Origin of the sequence: Streptomyces sp. NPDC048196, from assembly GCF_040652715.1 — a bacterium.
Lineage (GTDB): Bacteria > Actinomycetota > Actinomycetes > Streptomycetales > Streptomycetaceae > Streptomyces > Streptomyces siderophoricus.
Genome location: NZ_JBEZMM010000024.1, coordinates 1 through 14,005, shown reverse-complemented (window position 1 = coordinate 14,005; position 14,005 = coordinate 1). Strand labels below are relative to the sequence as shown.

Sequence of the window (14,005 nt, the reverse complement as noted above, 5' to 3'; positions counted from 1 at the left end):
CCGCAGGTGCCCGTGGAGGCGACCGTTACGCCGTGCGCGCCCGGCGCAGCCACAGCATCCCGGTGACCGGCAGCAGCACCGGGATGAAGAGGTAGCCCCTGCCGTAGTCGGACCAGACCGTGGCGTCGGGGAACGCCGACGGCTCGATCAGCGTCCAGGTGCCCACGGTCAGCACGCCCACCAGCTCCGCCGCACAGCACACCAGCGCCGCCCGGCGGGCCCGGTCGCCGCCGCGGACCAGCGAGTAGGTGATGAAGCCGTAGACCACCCCGGCGAGCGCGGAGAGCGCGTACGCCAGCGGGGCCCGGTCGAAGTCCGTGGCGATCTGGAAGACCGAGCGCGACACGGCGCCGACCACCATCACGCCGTACAGCCAGACCAGCAGGATCCCCGGGCCGGTGATCAGCTTCCGGCGGGTGCCCGGCGCACCCTCCTCGGTGGTGCGGTCGGTCGCCGTCACGTCAGCCTCCCCAGATGTCGAACAGCCGCACTTCGAGCACGGCCAGCACCACGCCGCCGGCGGAGACCGTCAGCGAGCCCCAACGGGTGCGTTCCGCAAGGGACATGAAGCCCGCGGCGGGCACACAGGCGAACGCGCCGAGCAGATACGCCACGAAGATCGCCGTGCCTTGCGCGGGCTTCTCGCCGCGCGCCAGCTGGACGATGCCGACGACCAGCTGCACCACGGCGAGCAGCGTCACCACGGCCATGCCGAGGAAGTGCCAGTCCATGGTCCGCTGGTCCCGGTAGGCGGCGAAACCGCACCAGGCGGCGAGCGCGAGCGCGGCCACACCGGTCGCGATCGTCAGGGCATCGAGCATGCCGAGACCCTATTACGGGCCAAAAGACCCGATGCGCCCGCCCCCGGACCGCACATACGCTCGGTCCCCATGAAGATCCACGCGGACGCACTCCTCTTCGACAACGACGGCACCCTGATCTCCTCCCTCGACTCCGTCCACCGCTGCTGGACGCGGTGGGCCAAGGAGTACGGCATCGCCCCCGAGGACTTCGCCCGGGTCGAGCTGCACGGCCGTCCGGCCGCCGAGATCGCCGCCGATCTGCTCCCGGCCGGGCAGGTGCCCGGTGCGCTGGCACGCATCGAACAGCTGGAGGTCGAGGACGTCGCCGGGGGAGTGACCCTGCTGCCCGGCACCCGCGCCCTCCTCGCGGGCCTGCCTCCCGAGCGGTGGGCGGTGGTCACCTCCGCCACCCGGCGGCTGGCCGAGGCCCGCCTCGGTGAGGTCGGGGTCCGGCCGAAGAAGCTGATAGCCGCCGACGACATCACCCGCGGCAAGCCCGACCCGGAGCCGTTCCTGCTGGCCGCCCGCCGGCTCGGCGTGGACCCGGCCCGCTGCGTCGTCTTCGAGGACGCCCCGGCCGGGCTGGCGGTCGGCCGCGCGGCCGGCATGACGACCGTGGCGTTGACCACAACCCACCCGGCCGCCGAGCTCTGTGCCGACGTCGTCGTCCCCGACCTGTCGGCGGTATCCGCGCAGGCCACGGACGGGACGGTGGAGCTCACCCTGGCCGGATGAGGCGCTGTCCACAAGCCGGTCGGTCGGGTCCGCCATTCGGACACGGTTGATCGGCCCGCACGGCCGTCTGGTTTACTTGCCGCCATGACCACGACGAGCAACCGCACCCCTGCGACCGAGGCGAACCTGACGCCCGGTGCTCGTTGCATGTGTCGAATGTGTGACCGCTGAGGGCCCCCGCCTGAGCCTCGCGCCCCGAAGCGAGACCCCATGCCGTGCACCGGTCCCCGACCGCGACGGCCGCCCCGCGTCACCGGAACCAGGAGCCGGGCCCCGCGCCCGCCACCGCTCCCGTTCCCCCCTGCCGCACTCGCAAGAATGCCCCGTGCCGGCGGCGACCCCGCCGCGCACTCGACAGTGACGGAATTCCCTGTGATCACCACAACGGGCCTGACCAAGGTCTACCGTTCAGGAGACCGCGACGTCACCGCCCTGGACGGCGTCGACCTGCACGTCCGCGAGGGCGAGGTGTACGGCGTCATCGGCCAGAGCGGCGCCGGCAAGTCCACCCTCATCCGCTGCCTCAACCTCCTGGAGCGCCCCACCTCCGGCACGGTCACCGTCGCCGGCCAGGAGCTGACCTCCATCGCCGGGCGCGGCAAGCGCGCCGGCGCCCAGCTCCGGGCCGCCCGCAGCCACATCGGCATGGTCTTCCAGCACTTCAACCTGCTGTCCTCGCGCACCGTCCAGGACAACGTCGAACTGCCGCTGGAGATCCTCAAGGTCGACCGCCGCGAACGCTCCCGCAAGGCCCTGGAACTGCTGGACCTGGTCGGCCTCGCCGACAAGGCCCAGGCGTACCCCGCCCAGCTCTCCGGCGGCCAGAAGCAGCGCGTCGGCATCGCCCGCGCCCTGGCCGGCGACCCCAAGGTGCTGCTCTCCGACGAGGCCACCAGCGCCCTCGACCCGGAGACCACCCGCTCCATCCTGACCCTGCTGCGCGACCTCAACCGCCAGCTCGGCCTGACCATCGTCCTCATCACGCACGAGATGGACGTCGTCAAGACCATCTGCGACTCGGCCGCGCTGATGAAGAACGGCCGCGTCGTCGAGCAGGGCACCGTCGCCGAACTGCTCGCCACCCCCGGCTCCGAACTCGCCCGCGAGCTCTTCCCGGTCGGCGGTGAGCCCTCCGCCGACGACCGCACCGTCGTCGACATCACCTTCCACGGCTCGGCCGCCACCCGCCCGGTGATCTCCGAGCTGGCGCGCACCTACAACGTCGACATCTCGATCCTCGGCGCCGCCATGGACACCGTCGGCGGCAAGCAGATCGGCCGGATGCGGATCGAGCTGCCCGGCCGCTTCGAGGAGAACGTCGTCCCCATCGGCTTCCTGCGCGAGCAGGGCCTCCAGGTTGACGTGGCCGACGTGGCCGACGTGGCCGATGCCGCCCCCGCCCCCGCCGCCGTGGCCGTCCCGGCGCCCGCCGCCGCCCCGCTCCTGAAGGAAGGTGCCAAGTGAGCTGGACCGAGATGCAGCCGCTGCTCTACGACGCCACCCTCGACACCCTCTTCATGGTGTGGTGGTCGACGTTCTACGCGGTCCTCTTCGGCATCCCCGTCGGCATCCTGCTGCACCTGACCGACCGCGGCGCCCTGCTGCAGAACGCCGTGGTGAACAAGGTCCTCGGCGCGATCGCGAACATCGGACGGTCCTTCCCGTTCCTGATCCTCATCGTCGTGCTGCTGCCCTTCACCCGGCTCGTCGTCGGCACCTCCATCGGCCCCACCGGCGCGGTCGTCCCGCTCGCCATCGCCGCGATCCCGTTCTTCGCCCGCCTCGTCGAGGCCGCGCTGCGCGAGGTCGACCACGGCCTGGTGGAGGCCGCCCAGGCCATGGGCGGCGGCACCTGGACCATCATCTTCAAGGTGCTGCTGCCGCAGGCCCTGCCCGCGCTGGTCGCGGCCGTCACCACCACCGTCATCACGCTGATCGGCTACTCCGCGATCGCCGGTGCGGTCGGCGGCGGCGGACTGGGCTCCCTCGCCTACAACTACGGCTACCTGCAGTACGAGACCAAGCTGATGGTCATCACCGTCATCGAGCTGATCGTCATCGTCACCGCCGTCCAGCTGCTCGGCGACCTCATCGTCCGCCGACTCGCCGGCCGCGGCACCCGTCCCTCCTCGCCCGTACGCGTCGGCCTGCGCCGCGCCCGCGCCGAGGAGCCGGCGGCCGTCACCGAGGCCGCCTGACTCCCCAAGCCACCCGCGTCACCCGCACCACCCGAGAGCCCGGACCCTTTGCCGGGCGGACAGCACACGGACACCCCGTGTGGCAACAAGAAAGAGGCACTCTTCGTGCGCAACACCGTCAAGATCACCGTGGCCGTCGCCGCCGCCTCCGCCGTCGCCCTGGGCGCGAGCGCCTGCTCCGCGCCCTCCGACACCACGGCCAGCAGCGACAAGAGCGACAAGAACGCCCCCCTCGTCGTCGCCGCGAGCCCCACCCCGCACGCCACCATCCTCGACTTCGTCAAGAACGAGCTGGCGGCCAAGGCGGGCCTCAAGCTCGTCGTCAAGCCGTTCAACGACTACAAGATCCCCAACAAGGTCACCGACGACGGCCAGGTCGACGCCAACTTCTTCCAGCACAAGCCCTTCCTGGACACCTTCAACAAGGAGAACGGCACCCACATCGTGCCGGTCCAGAACGTGCTCATCGAGCCCCTCGGCCTGTACTCCAAGAAGATCCACAAGCTCTCGGAGCTCAAGTCCGGCTCGACCGTCTCGGTCCCCAACGACCCGTCCAACGAGGGCCGCGCGCTCAAGCTGCTCGCCGACAACGGCGTGATCACCCTCAAGCCCGGCGTCGGCGCCGACGCCAAGCTCACCGACGTCAAGGACGACAAGGGCATCAAGATCACCGAGCTGGAGGCCGCGCAGACCGCGCCGCGCATCGACGACGTCGACGCCGCCGTCATCAACGGCAACTTCGCCATCGGCGCCCACCTCAAGCCCTCCAAGGACGCCCTCGCGCTGGAGAAGGCCAAGGGCAACCCCTACGCCAACTTCCTCGCCGTCAAGAAGGGCAACGAGAACGACCCGCGGATCAAGAAGCTGGCCAAGCTCCTGAACTCCCCCGAGGTCAAGAAGTTCATCGAGGACAAGTACAAGGACGGCTCGGTCATCCCCGCCTTCGGTCCCGCCAAGGCCTGACCCCCCAAGCCACCACCGGGCCCCGGCAGCGCACCCCGCGCGGCCGGGGCCCGGGCGCGTGGCACACCCACCCACCGATGCTGCATGCTGGTGCATTCAAGACGGTCAGACGGCCCGTGACCTCGCGCTGAACCATCCCGCGACGTCCCGGAGCACCCACGGTCAACGGCGTTGGAGCAGCGGCATGACATCCACCTTCCCGGACATCTCCCTCAGCACGGACCGGCTGGTGCTGCGCCCCTTCGAAGAGGCCGACGTCCCCGCCCTCGCCGAGATGATGTCCGACGAGCTGGTCACCGCCTGGACCGCACTGCCGCACCCGTACACCACCGCCGAGGCCCGCGCCTGGGCCACCGGCAAGGCCGCCGCGCTCCGCACCACCGGCCGCGGCCTCGCCCTCGCCGTCACCGAATTCCTCACCCAGCGCCTGGTCGGCACCGTCCACCTCGAAAACACCGACTGGCGCATCCGCTCCACCGAGATCGGCTACGTCACCGCCCCCTGGGCCCGCGGCGAGGGCTACGCCTCGGAATCCGTCCTCGCGGTCGCGCAGTGGCTCTTCCACCACGAGAAGTTCGAACGCCTCGAACTGCGCACCGCCGCCGACAACACCGCCTCCCAGCAGGTCGCCCAGAAGATCGGCTGCATCAGTGAGGGCGTGCTGCGCAACGCCTGGATAGCCCGCAGCCGCACGGAGGACGGCGGCTGGACGGACATCCGCACCGATCTGATCGTCTGGAGCCTGCTGCCCGAGGACCTCGACGGGATCCCCGGCCGGATGGCCGACGCGAACGGATTCACCTACCCCGAGTGGAACTGACCCACGCCCGCGCCCAGGTCCGTACCTCTCGGGGTACCCTCGGCCTGCCGCGCACCCGCGCGACCAGCACGGACCTGCGTCCGGCGCACCACAGCGGCGCGCCACCGGCCCGCGGCCACCCCGCGGCCGCCACCGCCCGCGTACCCACAGCAGCCCCAGGAGACTGACGAGCATGGCCGACCGGGTCACGGTGATCGGATGGGACGGCTCTCCGCTGACCGCCGCCGCCCGCTCCGCCCTCGGCGCCGCCACACTGGTGGCCGGCGCCGCCCACCACCTCGCACTGCCCGAAGTCCCGCCGCACGCCGAGCGGATCCGGCTCGGCAGCGTCACCCTGGCCGCCCGCCGGATCGCCCAGCACCGCGGCACCGCCGTCGTCCTCGCCGACGGCGACCCCGGCTTCTTCGGCGTCGTCCGCACCCTGCGGGCCCCCGAGCACGGCCTGGAGGTCGAGGTCGTCCCGGCCGTCTCCTCCGTCGCGGCCGCCTTCGCCCGCGCCGGCATGCCCTGGGACGACGCCCAGATCGTGGTGGCCCACAGCCGCGACCTGCGCCGCGCGGTCAACGTCTGCCGCGCCCACACCAAGGTCGCGGTGCTCACCTCGCCCGGCGCCGGCCCCGCCGAACTCGCCCTGCTGCTCGGCGGCGTCCACCGCACCTTCGTCATCTGCGAGGAACTGGGCACCGAACGCGAGCAGGTGACGGTCCTCACATCCGACAAGGCCGCCGACCACGTCTGGCGCGACCCCAACGTCGTCATCGTCGTCGGCGGTTCACCCGGCGGCGCCGCGGCCCAGGGCACCGGCTGGATCGCCGGCCACGAGGTCGGCCATCCGACCGGACCGCGCGGCTGGGGACTGCCCAACCGCGCCTACGGCGGAGCCCTCGCCGAGGGGGAGACCGTCCAGCTGCGCACCGCCCAACTCGCCCGCCTCGGGCCCCGGGTGGGCGACCTGGTCTGGGACATCGGCGCCGGCAGCGGAGCCGCCGCCGTGGAGGCCGCGCGGTTCGGCGCCGCGGTCATCGCGGTGGACGCCGACCCGGACGCCTGCGGACGCACCGCCGCCGTCGCCCGCCGGCACGGCGTCCAACTCCAGGTCGTCCACGGGCGGGCGCCGCAGATCCTGGAGGACCTGCCCGAGCCCGACGTCGTACGGATCGGCGGCGGGGGAGTGGAGGTCGTCACCGCCTGCGCCGCCCGCCGTCCCGAACGGATCGTCACCCACGCCGCCACCCGCGACGAGGCCGAGCTGCTGGGCCGGGCACTGGCCGACGGCGGGTACGACGTCGAGTGCGCCCTGCTGCAGTCCGTGGACCTGGACACCTCCGTCTGGGTCGAACGCGAGCGGTCCGTGGTCTTTTTGCTCAGCGGGTATCGCGTTCCTCACCCGTGACCAGGAAGGCAACCCGCGCGAGGTAGGCTGGCGGATCGTTGCGCCGCCGTTCCACGTTCGGCTTCGTACGCCAATATCCGGAAAATGCCGTGGTTTTGGACGAATATGAAGCTGTGAGCGTGGTCGTGCCGCGAGGCGTGCTCGCTCGTTCTAGCTATCGGGGCGTCGGGGCGCCCCGGTCGAGCGTGTCGCACGAGCGGTTGGAAGGAGCACTACCAATGGGCGAGGGGTACGCATGACCGACACCGGCCAGGTCCCGGGCGAGGGACAGCCGGAGAACGCAGGCGGACATCCCGGGCAGCCGCAGCCGGCGGCCGCTCCCTCCCCTGCCGACGCCGGACCCACGGAGCTGCCGGGCATGGTGACCCCTCAGGGCGACTACCCCTACCTCGACCAGACCGATCCCGCCGTCGAGGACGACGACCTGCTGCTCATGCCGGGCGCCCAGGGCGCCTGGAGCGAGCAGCCCGCGGGCCAGCCGCTGCCGCACGAGACCCTCCAGGGCCCGGCCCAGCAGCCGCAGCAGGGCGTGCCGTTCGACGCCGCCGCCCAGGGCGCCACCGGCTACGAGGCGATGCCCGCCCAGGCCGGCGACCACGAGAGCGGCGGCCGGGACTCCGGCTCCGTCGACCTGAGCGCGGTCCGCATCCCGCAGCCCGCGGCGCCCCAGCAGCCGGACCGGGCCCGCGCGGCCGCGCCCAACCGCCGCCCGCTGCACATGGGCCCGCCGGTGCCCGACGCGACCGGCGGCGTGGTCCGCTCGCTCGCCGACCGCGGCCCCGCAGACGCCCCCGCCCCCGCCCGGCACGCCGCCCCGCCCGCCGGCGCCCCCGAATACTTCGACGCCGCCGCCGCCCCCGCCCAGGCCCCCGTGGCCCCGGAGGCCGCCGCGGCCGCCCAGCAGGTCCCCGCCGCACCCCAGGACGCCCAGCCGGCCCCGGCCCAGGCGTACGCCGCACCCCAGCCGCAGGCCGGGGCGGCGCCGTACGCCGAGCAGACATACGGCGGCCAGTCCTACGGCGGCCAGTCCTACGGTGGGCAGTTGTCTCCCGAGCAGACCTACGGTGCCGCCGGCCAGGGCCCGTTGCCGGGCCCGCAGCTCGGCGAGATCCCGGCCCAGATGCCGGCCTGGAACGACGCCGCGGCCCAGGCCGCACCGGCCCCCGCCCCCGAGCCGGCACCGGCTGCCGAACCGGCCGCGGTGGCCGCACCGGCGCCGGTGGCCGATCAGCTGCCGCCGGTCGAGGAGACCGCAACCGCCGCGGAAGCGGCCCCGGTTGCCGACGCGGCACCGGCGGCGGAGGAGGCGGCCGCGCCCGCGGAAGCCCTCGCCGCGCCGGCGGTGGAGACCGCGCAGCCGGTCGCACAGCCCGTGACCCAGGACCCCGAGCTGCCCGCCGAACAGCCGCAGGCCGCCGAACAGCCGCCCGTGGCGCAGCCGCAGGCACAGCCCGAGCCGGTGGCGCAGCCCGCGGAGGGCACCGCGGACGGGACCGCACCGGGCGAGCCCGCCGAGGCCCCGACGGAGGAGCAGCCGACCGCCCAGGCCCCGGAGGCTCAGATTCCGGACGCTCAGATTCCGGACACTCAGGCACAGGAGGCCCCTGTCCAGGACGCACCTGCCCAGGAAGTGCCTGCCCAGGAAGTGTCCGCCCAAGAAGTGCCCGTGCAGGACGTTCCTGAGCAGGGCGCGGCCGAGGGCACGGAAGACGAAGACAACGTCACGGTCGACGCCGCCGCCCAGCCGCAGCCCGAGGCCGCCGCGCCGGAAGCCGCCGCCTCCGAGGCCGTTGCCTCCGAGGCCGTTGCCTCCGAGGCCGCCGCGGCGCCACAGGGCCCCGTCGCCCTGCCCGGCACCGAGGACGGCGCCCCGGTCGAGCAGGCGGTCGCCCCCGTCGAGCAGGAGCAGACCGTCATAGAGCCGCCGGAGGCGACTACTCCTGACCCCTCGGCCGCCGCTGCCGTCACGGCCGCCCCCGAGGGAGAGGCGACCCCGGCCGCCGAGTCCGCAGCACCCGCCGCGGACGCCACACCGGACGCCACGCCGGACACCCCCGCCGACGCGTCCCCCGAGGCCGCAGTGACGCCTGAGGCCGCAGCGACTCCCGAGGCTGCCCCGGCTCCGGAGCCCGCCGCAACCACCCCGGAGACCTCGGCAGCCCCCGTGACCACAGAGCAAGCAGCAACGGCAGAGGCGGCGGAACCGGACGTAACCGAAGAAGCGGCAGCAGTGGCAGCAGAAGAGGCAAGGGAGCCGGCGCAGGCTGCGGACACGGCCCCCGCGCCCGAGCTGCCGCAGGCCGCCGACGAGCAGCCCGCCACCCCGGCCGACGCCCCCGCGGCCCGGCCCGGCACCGTTCACATCCCGGCCCAGCAGGTCGCCGAGCAGCCGGCCGGCGAACAGCCGTCGGACGCCGAACAGCAGCCGCAGGCCGCCGCGGACGACACCCTTCCGCAGGCCCAGGACCCCGCCGGCACCCCGGCCGCCGGAGAGGCGCCCGAGGAGGCCCCCGCCGACGAGGCCCCCCACCAGCAGGACGCCGAGGCGCTCCTCCAGCGCGGTGAGGGCGCGGACGAGGACCAGCCGCAGGAGCCCGCCGCGGTTCCGGCGGCCGACCAGCCGCAGGCCGTTGACCAGCCGGCCGCCGACGAGCAGCCCGCCGCCGAGGAGAGCGACGCCGCCGACGGAGCCCCCGAGGCGGAGGAGGTCCCGGCCGGGCCCCCGGCCGCCGGCTACGACGACTCCGAGCGCGCCGCCGTCCACCGCGTGATGCGCGAGCGCCGCGACATCCGCAACGGCTTCCGCAGCGACCCGATCCCCAACGAGGTCCTGCTGCGCGTCCTGGAGGCGGCCCACACCGCCCCCAGCGTCGGCCACTCCCAGCCCTGGGACTTCGTCGTCATCCGGTCCGCCGAGACCCGCGAGAAGATGCACCAGCTCGCGATGCAGCAGCGCGACGCGTACGCCAAGTCGCTGCCCAAGGCGCGTGCCAAGCAGTTCCGCGAGCTGAAGATCGAGGCGATCCTCGAAACACCGGTCAACATCGTCGTCACCGCGGACCCGACCCGCGGCGGCCGGCACACCCTCGGCCGGCACACCCAGCCGCAGATGGCCCCGTACTCCTCCGCGCTCGCCGTCGAGAACCTCTGGCTCGCGGCCCGCGCCGAGGGCCTCGGCGTCGGTTGGGTCAGCTTCTTCGACGAGCGTGAGATGGTCCGCGAACTGGGCCTCCCCGAGCACCTCGAAGTCGTCGCCTACCTGTGCGTCGGCTACGTCGACGAGTTCCCCGAGGAGCCCGAGCTGCTGCAGGCCGGCTGGTCCAAGCGCCGCCCGCTGTCCTGGGTCGTCCACGAGGAGACCTACGGCCGCCGCGCGTTGCCCGGCGAGAACCCGCACGACCTCCTCCAGGAGACCCTCCAGGGCATCCGCCCGCTGGACGCCAAGGCGCTCGGCGAGGCGTGGGAGCGCCAGAAGCGGATGACCAAGCCCGCCGGCGCGCTCGGCATGCTGGAGATCATCTCCGCGCAGCTGAGCGGTCTGTCCCGCAAGTGCCCGCCGCCGATCCCGGAGCCGGCCGCCGTGGCGATCTTCGCCGGCGACCACGGCGTGCACGCCCAGGGCGTCACCCCCTGGCCCCAGGAGGTCACCGGCCAGATGGTCGCCAACTTCCTGGGCGGCGGCGCGGTCTGCAACGCCTTCGCCAACCAGGTCGGCGCCGAGGTGTGCGTCGTGGACGTCGGCGTGGCCGGCGAACTCCCCGCCACCCCCGGCCTGCTGCCCCGCAAGGTCCGGCCCGGCACCGCCGACTTCACCCAGGGCCCCGCGCTCACCCAGGAGGAGGTCCTCAAGGCCGTCGAGGTGGGCATCGAGACCGCCCGCGACCTCGTCGCGGCCGGCAACAAGGCCCTGCTCACGGGCGAGATGGGGATCGCCAACACCACCACCTCAGCCGCGCTGATCGCCGTCTACACCGGCGTCGACCCGGCCGAGGTCACCGGCCGCGGCACCGGCATCAACGACGAGACGCACGCCCGCAAGGTCGACGTGGTCCGCCGCGCCCTGGAACTCCACCAGCCCGATCCGGCCGACCCGATCGGCGTGCTCGCCGCGGTCGGCGGCCTGGAGCACGCGGCCCTGGTCGGCCTGATTCTCGGCGGCGCCTCGCTGCGCACCCCGGTGATCCTCGACGGCGTCAGCGCCGGCGCCGCCGCCCTGGTGGCCCGCGCCATCGCCCCCGAGGCACTGGCCGCCTGCATCGCCGGCCACCGCAGCGCCGAGCCCGGCCACGTCGCGGCCCTCAACAAGCTCGGCCTGCGCCCGCTCGTCGACCTCGACCTGCGCCTCGGCGAGGGCACCGGCGCCCTGCTGGCTCTCCCCGTCGTGCAGAGCGCGGCCCGCGCCATGCACGAGGTCGCCACCTTCGACTCCGCCGGAGTGACGGAGAAGAGCTGATGCGGTGCGGCCGGAACACGGCCGCCCCGCATGACCCCCGGCCCGCAGCCCCCTAGGCTGTGGGCCGGGGCCGTACGCCCTCAAGCGTCGTATCATCCCTGATCAGCCGCTCCAGAGCCGCAGCGACCGATCCGGTCTCGAACTCGCACCATCCGCACAAGGAGCCGCCCCGCCATGGCCGAGCACGTCGCCGAACACGCTGCCTACCCCGTCGGACTGCGGCTGTCCGGCCGCCGGGTGGTCGTCCTGGGAGCCGGTCAGGTCGCCCAGCGCCGCCTCCCCTCGCTCGTCGCCGCGGGCGCGGACGTCCTGCTCGTCTCCCCGTCCGCCACCCCCTCCGTCGAGGCGATGGCCGACGCCGGCGAGATCCGCTGGGAGCGCCGCCGCTACCGGGCCGGTGACCTCGCCGAGGCCTGGTACGCGCTGATCTCCACCGACGACCCCGAGGCCAACGCCGCCGCCTCCCAGGAGGCCGAGGAGCGGCGGGTGTGGTGCGTACGCGCCGACGACGCCGAGGCGGCCACCGCCTGGACCCCGGCCACCGGGCGCAGCGAGGGCGTGACCGTGGCCGTCCTCACCGGCCGCGACCCGCGCCGCTCGGCCGCCGTACGCGACGCCATCGTGGAGGGCCTGCGCGACGGCAGCATCGCCGCCCCGCACCACCGCCGCCCGCACACCCCCGGCGTGGCGCTGGTCGGCGGCGGTCCCGGCGACCCCGATCTGATCACCGTCCGCGGCCGCCGTCTCCTCGCCGAGGCCGACGTCGTCATCGCCGACCGCCTCGGCCCCCGCGACCTGCTGGCCGAGCTGCCCCCGCACGTCGAGGTCATCGACGCCGCGAAGATCCCCTATGGCCGGTTCATGGCCCAGGAGGCCATCAACAACGCGCTGATCGAGCACGCCAAGGCCGGTAAGGCCGTGGTCCGCCTCAAGGGCGGCGACCCGTTCGTCTTCGGCCGCGGCATGGAGGAGGCCCAGGCGCTCGCCGAGGCCGGCATCCCCTGCACGGTCGTGCCCGGCATCTCCAGCACCATCTCGGTGCCGGGCGCCGCCGGCATCCCCGTCACCCACCGCGGCGTGGCCCACGAGTTCACCGTCGTCAGCGGCCACGTCGCCCCCGACGACGAGCGCTCCCTGGTCGACTGGCCGGCCCTCGCCAAGCTGCGCGGCACCCTGGTCGTCCTCATGGGAGTGGAGAACAGCGGCGCCATCGCGGCCAAGCTCATCGAGCACGGCCGCCCCGCCGACACCCCGGCCGCCGTCATCCAGGAGGGCACCACCGCCACCCAGCGCCGGGTCGACGCCACCCTCGCCACCCTCGGCGAGACGGTCCGCTCCGAGGGCATCCGGCCGCCGGCGGTCATCGTCATCGGCGACGTCGTCACCGTCGGCGCGACGACCACGGCGGACTAGCTGATTCGTTTCCCCGGGCATTCCCCCGGCATTGGAACCCCGACACCGACAAGGCACTATCTCCCCGTGGCAGAAATCATCACCGTCGACGACCCGGACGACCCGCGGCTGGCCGACTACACCGGCCTGACCGACGTCGAACTGCGGCGCCGGCGCGAGCCCGCGGAGGGACTCTTCATCGCCGAGGGCGAGAAGGTCATCCGGCGCGCCCGGCACGCCGGCTACGAGATGCGCTCGATGCTGCTCTCCTCGAAGTGGGTCGACGTCATGCGCGACGTCATCGACGAGGTCCCGGCCCCGGTCTACGCCGTCAGCCCGGCCCTCGCCGAACAGGTGACGGGCTATCACGTGCACCGCGGCGCGCTCGCCTCCATGCAGCGCACCCCGCTGCCCGAGGCCACCGAACTCCTCGCCGGGGCGCGCCGCATCGTGGTCATGGAGGCCGTCAACGACCACACCAACATCGGCGCGATCTTCCGCAGTGCGGCGGCCCTCGGCATGGACGCGGTGCTGCTCTCCCCGGACTGCGCCGACCCCCTCTACCGCCGCTCGGTCAAGGTCTCCATGGGGGCGGTCTTCTCCGTCCCGTACGCCCGCCTGGAGAGCTGGCCCCGCGACCTGTCCGTCGTACGGGAAGCGGGCTTCAAGCTGCTCGCCCTCACCCCGGCCGAGAAGGCCTCCACCATCGACGAGGCCGCCCCGCACACGCTGGACCGCGTCGCCCTGATGCTGGGCGCGGAGGGCGGCGGCCTCACCACCGGCGCCCTGCGCGCCGCCGACGAATGGGCCCGCATCCCGATGGCCCACGGCGTCGACTCCCTCAACGTCGGCGCCGCCGCAGCGGTGGCCTTCTACGCGGTGACGTCGGGGCGACCGGCTTAGGGGGGAGGGGCCTACGGGGGCCACGCGGGCCGTTTGCCCCGGGGGCCCGTGGGCCCGTACCGCTCGCACGGGTCAGACGGGCCGAACTACACCCGATTCCCCCCGTGGTGTTCCTCTCATACGGGCCGAACTACACCCACTTCCCCCGTGGTGTTCCTCCCGTGGTGACGCCGTCCCCTCCCGGGAATACCGCCACGTCCCGCCACGTTGTCGGCCCCGAGGGGGCTCTCGCGCCCCTTAGGGGATCTGTTCGCCTAACCCCTAAGGGGCGCCGCCGCCAGCGCCGGGGCGAGCTTCCAGGCGGCCATCAGGATCGGGAAGTTCCACGGGATGATCTGTGCGACC

At 73.7% G+C, this 14,005-nt stretch carries 12 protein-coding genes; 9 read left to right on the top strand and 3 right to left on the bottom strand.

Annotation, left to right across the window (positions count from 1 at the left end):
• Positions 1–25: 25 nt before the first annotated feature.
• Both AB0E02_RS22635 and AB0E02_RS22630 read right to left on the bottom strand, forming a co-directional pair.
• Entirely contained in the window at positions 26–460 is a 435-nt protein-coding gene (locus tag AB0E02_RS22635) for a hypothetical protein (protein ID WP_362142046.1), read from the bottom strand.
• A 1-nt stretch (position 461) separates the two neighbouring features.
• Positions 462–821, bottom strand: coding sequence for a hypothetical protein (locus AB0E02_RS22630; RefSeq protein ID WP_030413092.1), 360 nt, complete (start codon positions 819–821; stop codon positions 462–464).
• A gap of 69 nt (positions 822–890) precedes the next feature.
• Here AB0E02_RS22630 and AB0E02_RS22625 point away from each other — a divergent pair, with 69 nt between their 5' ends.
• From AB0E02_RS22625 to AB0E02_RS22585, 9 genes are all read left to right on the top strand, one after another.
• Entirely contained in the window at positions 891–1,538 is a 648-nt protein-coding gene (locus AB0E02_RS22625) for an HAD family hydrolase (RefSeq protein WP_362142044.1), read from the top strand.
• Positions 1,539–1,910: 372 nt separating this feature from the next.
• On the top strand, positions 1,911–3,002 hold the full coding sequence (locus tag AB0E02_RS22620; RefSeq protein ID WP_362142042.1) for an ATP-binding cassette domain-containing protein: 1,092 nt from the start codon (positions 1,911–1,913) through the stop codon (positions 3,000–3,002).
• Positions 2,999–3,736 carry a methionine ABC transporter permease gene (locus AB0E02_RS22615; RefSeq protein WP_362142040.1) on the top strand — a complete coding sequence of 246 codons (738 nt, stop codon included), beginning with the start codon at positions 2,999–3,001 and terminating at the stop codon, positions 3,734–3,736. Before AB0E02_RS22620 ends, AB0E02_RS22615 begins: the two co-directional genes overlap by 4 nt.
• Before the next feature lie 105 nt (positions 3,737–3,841).
• Positions 3,842–4,699, top strand: a complete 858-nt coding sequence (locus AB0E02_RS22610; RefSeq protein WP_362142038.1) for a MetQ/NlpA family ABC transporter substrate-binding protein — start codon at positions 3,842–3,844, stop codon at positions 4,697–4,699.
• 184 nt (positions 4,700–4,883) lie between these two features.
• Positions 4,884–5,519 (top strand): GNAT family N-acetyltransferase, encoded by a 636-nt coding sequence (locus tag AB0E02_RS22605; RefSeq protein ID WP_310724272.1) that lies wholly within the window; start codon positions 4,884–4,886, stop codon positions 5,517–5,519.
• 172 nt (positions 5,520–5,691) lie between these two features.
• Positions 5,692–6,912 carry a precorrin-6y C5,15-methyltransferase (decarboxylating) subunit CbiE gene (gene cbiE, locus AB0E02_RS22600; RefSeq protein ID WP_362142036.1) on the top strand — a complete coding sequence of 407 codons (1,221 nt, stop codon included), beginning with the start codon at positions 5,692–5,694 and terminating at the stop codon, positions 6,910–6,912.
• 235 nt (positions 6,913–7,147) lie between these two features.
• Positions 7,148–11,365, top strand: a complete 4,218-nt coding sequence (gene cobT, locus AB0E02_RS22595) for a nicotinate-nucleotide--dimethylbenzimidazole phosphoribosyltransferase (protein ID WP_362142034.1) — start codon at positions 7,148–7,150, stop codon at positions 11,363–11,365.
• Positions 11,366–11,539: 174 nt separating this feature from the next.
• Positions 11,540–12,778, top strand: a complete 1,239-nt coding sequence (gene cobA / locus AB0E02_RS22590) for a uroporphyrinogen-III C-methyltransferase (protein WP_362142032.1) — start codon at positions 11,540–11,542, stop codon at positions 12,776–12,778.
• Positions 12,779–12,844: 66 nt separating this feature from the next.
• Positions 12,845–13,660: an RNA methyltransferase gene (locus AB0E02_RS22585; protein ID WP_362142030.1), complete on the top strand. Its 816-nt coding sequence runs from the start codon at positions 12,845–12,847 to the stop codon at positions 13,658–13,660.
• Positions 13,661–13,914: 254 nt separating this feature from the next.
• On the opposite strand, the gene AB0E02_RS22580 is transcribed toward AB0E02_RS22585, so the two are convergent.
• Positions 13,915–13,995 carry a hypothetical protein gene (locus AB0E02_RS22580; RefSeq protein ID WP_362142186.1) on the bottom strand — a complete coding sequence of 27 codons (81 nt, stop codon included), beginning with the start codon at positions 13,993–13,995 and terminating at the stop codon, positions 13,915–13,917.
• Positions 13,996–14,005 lie beyond the last annotated feature (10 nt).

Coding starts and splice junctions, on each gene's coding strand:
- AB0E02_RS22630 (WP_030413092.1), bottom strand. CDS start 821: ATGCTCGATGCCCTGACGATCGCGACCGGTGTGGCCGCGCTCGCGCTC.
- AB0E02_RS22625 (WP_362142044.1), top strand. CDS start 891: ATGAAGATCCACGCGGACGCACTCCTCTTCGACAACGACGGCACCCTG.
- AB0E02_RS22605 (WP_310724272.1), top strand. CDS start 4,884: ATGACATCCACCTTCCCGGACATCTCCCTCAGCACGGACCGGCTGGTG.
- cbiE (WP_362142036.1), top strand. CDS start 5,692: ATGGCCGACCGGGTCACGGTGATCGGATGGGACGGCTCTCCGCTGACC.
- cobT (WP_362142034.1), top strand. CDS start 7,148: ATGACCGACACCGGCCAGGTCCCGGGCGAGGGACAGCCGGAGAACGCA.
- cobA (WP_362142032.1), top strand. CDS start 11,540: ATGGCCGAGCACGTCGCCGAACACGCTGCCTACCCCGTCGGACTGCGG.